This is a genomic window from Catenibacterium sp. AM22-6LB (assembly GCF_003435615.1).
Taxonomy (GTDB): domain Bacteria; phylum Bacillota_I; class Bacilli_A; order Erysipelotrichales; family Coprobacillaceae; genus Catenibacterium; species Catenibacterium mitsuoka_A.
Genome location: NZ_QTUM01000036.1, coordinates 18,933 through 23,506 on the forward strand (window position 1 = coordinate 18,933; position 4,574 = coordinate 23,506).

Consider the following 4,574-nt stretch of genomic DNA (forward strand, 5'->3'; position numbering starts at 1 on the left):
CTCATTTAAATCATTCTTTGGTCTTCTTAAAAAGGCAAAGCAGGGAAAGTATGCACTTAAGGACTGCAAACTTCCACGCTATCTTCCGAAGGATGGATATACTACACTTGTCATTGGATTTGTAAGACTTAAAGGGAATAAGCTCATACTTCCATATTCAAACAGCTTCAAAAAGACACATAAGGCTGTTGAGATTACTGTTCCACCTATACTGCTTGATAAGAAAGTGAAGGAAATACGTATCATACCAAAGGCAGATGCCAGGTTCTTTGAAATTCAGTATACCTATGAAGCTGAATGCATTCAAAGGAATCTCAATACAACAAATGCACTGGCATTAGATCTAGGTATCAATAATCTTGTCACTGCAGTATCAAGTAAAGGTGAAACATTCATCATCGATGGAAGAAGACTGAAGTCCATCAATCAGTGGTTCAACAAGAAAAATGCAAGATTACAGTCCATCAAGGATAAGCAGGACTATGGCAGGAAGCCGACCAACAGACAGAAGGCATTAGCACGCAGGCGCAACAATAGAATAAATGACTACATGAACAAGACTGCACGCAGGGTGATTGATTACTGTATCGATCATGATATTGGAACTCTTGTTATGGGCTATAATGAAACATTTCAAAAAGGTTCCAATATAGGTAAAAGAAATAATCAGATATTTATCAATATTCCTTATGGAAAGCTAATAGATAAGCTTAAGTATCTCTGTGAATTGAATGACATCATACTTGTCATGCAAGAAGAATCCTACACTTCAAAGGCCAGCTTCTGGGATAAGGATGTCATACCAGTCTATAAGAGTGATGATACTGAAGAATACCATTTCAGTGGAAAGAGAATACATCGTGGACAGTATAGAACAGCCACCGGACAAGTTCTGAATGCAGATGTGAATGGTGCATTAAATATCATGCGTAAAAGTAGCGTTGTGGATGTAAACATCCTATACAGTAGAGGCGAAGTGGACACGCCTATAAGAATAAGGATTGCCTAGCAATAGGTGGAGACTTAAATATCAATCTTCTTAAACGGATGCGTAAGCATCTAAAAAACCCCGACTTAATAAAATATTAAGTCGGAGTAGTTCACTTTGGCCATTCTTTACTGCACAAACGATTTGAAGCAATCATTCCAATGACTAATACTAGGAATGAGAAATCAATTCCCTTAGGGAATAAAACGTTTAAAATTAGTGCGAAAAGAATGCTTAATAATGTAATATTGAGTGATTTAGAAGAAATCTTTCTCTCTTTATATATCTTATATTGCATCTTGATCTGCAGGAATGCCAGAACAAGTGCAACAACAGCAACTAAGCTATCGATATAGAAATTGATTAAATACTTCTGATTGATCAGCTCTTTTACAAACATAAGAGCGATATAGGAAGTCATGGTTCCTACCATCATAGAAACCATGAGCTTTTCTCTATCTTGTTGAAACTTCATTAGCGTTTAATTTCTAAGCTATGAGTAGATGTTTCCTGAATATGTGAATCAAATAATGCCTTCATTAATGAGATTGCATAGTAAGTATCCTTGATACCAGCAGTTTCATATGATGAATGCATTGCAAGCTGAGGTAAACCGATATCTACAGCATTCATAGAAGCCTGAGCCATAGCGATATTACCTAAAGTACTTCCTCCAGCCTTATCTGAACGGTTAGCGAAATACTGTAGAGGTACATCTGCGCCAGATGCAAGAGCCTTTACAACTGCCATTGATACGCCATCACTTGTATATTTCTGACCAGCATGTGACTTAACGACAACACCTTCATTCATATAAGTGCAGTTAGTTGCATCAGTATGTTCTGGATGATTTGGATGTACAGCATGTGCATTATCTGAAGAAAGCATGAAGCTTGATGCAAGTGCACGGTGGTAGTCTTCTTCAGTTTTACCTAAAGCACTGTTGATACGAGTTAATGTATCTCTTAATAATGTAGAGTCAGCACCCTGCTTAGTTCCTGAACCTACTTCTTCGTTATCAAAGCAAGCCATGATATCGATTGATTCATCGTTATAACCAGCAAGTAATGCCTTTAATGAAGCGAAACCACACTGTAAATCATCTAAGTGACCTGCAGAAATGAATTCTTCATTAGCACCCCAGATAGATGGAGCCATGCGGTTATAAAGATATAAGTCATGTCCTAAGATGTCTTCTTTCTTTACACCTAATTCATCCGCAAGAATCTGTTTGAAGTCTTTCTGACGATCATCACCAGCACTTAATAATGGAAGCATATCTACCTGTAAGTTATACTTAAATCCATCATTAGCCGCACGGTTCATATGAATAGCTACGTTAGGGATCATTAATAAATCACGATCAATGTTTAGTAACTTAGTAACGATGCTGTTACCTTCAGATACTAATACACGACCAGCAATTGATAGAGGACGATCTAACCAAGTAGCACATAACATTCCTCCGTATCCTTCAGTATTTAACTGAGTATACTTATTCTTCACTTCGATTTCAGCATTTTCTTTAACCTTGAAAGTTGGTGAATCTGTATGTGAAGTCACGATGTTGAAGCTGTAGTTATCTAACTTTGTGCCTACTTTAAATGCTAAGATACTTGTATTATTTCTTGTTACATAATACTTACCACCTGGTACAATATCCCAATGTTCACTTTCTAATAATTCTTTAAATCCATCAGCATTTAAGATCTGACGATAGTTTTCTACTGCATGGAAAGCAGTAGGACTTTTTGATAAGAAATCTAATAATTCTTTTGAAGTTTCCTTAAACATTTTTATTATCTCCTTAATTTATATAAAAATATCCTTCTGGCCCTGCCAAAAGGATATTTTATATCATTTATCTTTTTCCTTCACGGCGTTCTTTTTCTGCAAGTTTAGGCATGATTAATCCTAAAGCACAAAGAACTACAGGGGCAATTACGTTTAATGCGAATGTGAATGGATCTTTGTCATACATACCAAGTACACAGCAAGCTGCAGTTACGATAAAGCACCAGATACCGAAGAACTTAGCAACAGCCTGATTCTTAACGAAACGATATTCTGCTGGGAACTTGTCCATAGCCTGACGTAAAGCAACATAAGCAGCAAATACCCATAAGTAACGCATTGGCATACATACTGAGTTAAGCTTATTTAACTGTTTTAATACAGCAGCTGCACCAGGAACGAATGACTGGATTAAGATGATTGAACCAGAAAGTACAACAACTAACTTAATACCGTTAATATATGCACCATACTTATTCTTCTTGAATAAAGCAGATGGGATATAATCTCTAGTTTCTTCGTTGTCTAATAACATTCTAAGTGGAGCATCAATACTTAATACTAAAGTAGAGAACTGACCAACCATGTTACATAATGCGTAGATAACTAGTAATGTATCACCCATATGATAGTATTCACCTAATTTCTGGAATGACCAATAAGCCCCGTTAGCAACATAGCTTTCGAATGCCTGTTCAGAAGCATTGATCATCTTAGGATCGAACATCATACCCATTGCGAATGTACCTAAGATAGCACATACACAAACCATGATAGCAAGTGCAATCATACCTTTAGGGAATCCCTTTTCAGGATTTTCTACCTTGTTTACATATGGTGAAATCTTTTCACATCCACCAACCGCAAACACTAAGATAGATAATGATGTGAAGTACTGTACATTGAACTGTGGCACGATGTTTTTAAAACTAAAGTCCATATGTACATAGCCACCATTAGGGTTGATAGCTGGTGCTGCGAACATCATTAAGATATAAAGGATTGACATAACAAACATTGATGTTCCTGCTAATGTAGCAAGTTTCTTTAGTGGGTTTAATCCACGGCTTGCAATATAGCAGAATAATAAGAATACAGCAAGTGTAGCTAACTGAACATAGATAGTTGGTAAGCTATCATAAACTGTATGGTTTCTGAAGATTACCCAGCTAAGAGCCTTTAATCCACCAGTACCTTTACTTGCGATATAAGTGATGTGACAAGCCCAATAAGTGAACCCTGCATAGTATGCAAGTTTAGGACCCATTGTTTCCTTGATCCATGAGCTGACACCCCCACCGGCATTTTTAAATGCTGAACCAAGTTCACCAACCATAAGGGCATATGGTACGAAGTATAAAGCGAACATTAAAATCCAGCTGAATATAACCTGGATACCGTTGAAGTAAACGAAACCGTTAAGTACGTTACCAAAACCCCAAACAGTAGAAAATGCCATGAAAGCCAGGGTATACCATTTCATTTTTGAGTTTTCCATACTCTCCTCCTTAAATATTTTTTGTTTAAAAATAAAAACAATCTTTTTATGCCTCAATAAGTATACCAAATTTTCTGCAAATATACCATACTTTTATATGTACAAAACACAAAAATAGATAAAACTATGGCGATATTTACGATAAAATAGTGAACTATCGTTTCAAGTAACTGTTTCAATTATGCATGCAATAATAAATTATTCTTATTGTTTTAATTTATCAACAATTTTAAATAACAATCGAGTAGGAGAAAATAATTAAAATTATTTTCGTCCTCTCACACCACCGGGCAA

At 36.1% G+C, this 4,574-nt stretch carries 4 protein-coding genes; 1 reads left to right on the top strand and 3 read right to left on the bottom strand.

Annotated features, from left to right (window positions below; translation table 11 throughout):
* Window positions 1-1,009: RNA-guided endonuclease TnpB family protein (locus DW269_RS08490; protein WP_117459373.1), on the top strand; the 1,009-nt coding region annotated here is incomplete at its 5' end.
* Between the two features lie 91 nt (window positions 1,010-1,100).
* Here the strand turns inward: DW269_RS08490 and DW269_RS08495 are convergent.
* The 3 genes from DW269_RS08495 to DW269_RS08505 form a co-directional block, all read right to left on the bottom strand.
* The gene (locus DW269_RS08495) at window positions 1,101-1,463 is read right to left on the bottom strand and encodes a hypothetical protein (RefSeq protein WP_129982112.1); all 363 of its coding nucleotides are present in this window, start codon (window positions 1,461-1,463) and stop codon (window positions 1,101-1,103) included.
* A complete protein-coding gene (locus tag DW269_RS08500; RefSeq protein ID WP_117459370.1) occupies window positions 1,463-2,782 on the bottom strand; it encodes a M18 family aminopeptidase in 1,320 nt (439 codons plus the stop codon). Before DW269_RS08500 ends, DW269_RS08495 begins: the two co-directional genes overlap by 1 nt.
* A gap of 67 nt (window positions 2,783-2,849) precedes the next feature.
* On the bottom strand, window positions 2,850-4,280 hold the full coding sequence (locus DW269_RS08505) for an APC family permease (protein WP_117459371.1): 1,431 nt from the start codon (window positions 4,278-4,280) through the stop codon (window positions 2,850-2,852).
* Window positions 4,281-4,574: the final 294 nt, after the last annotated feature.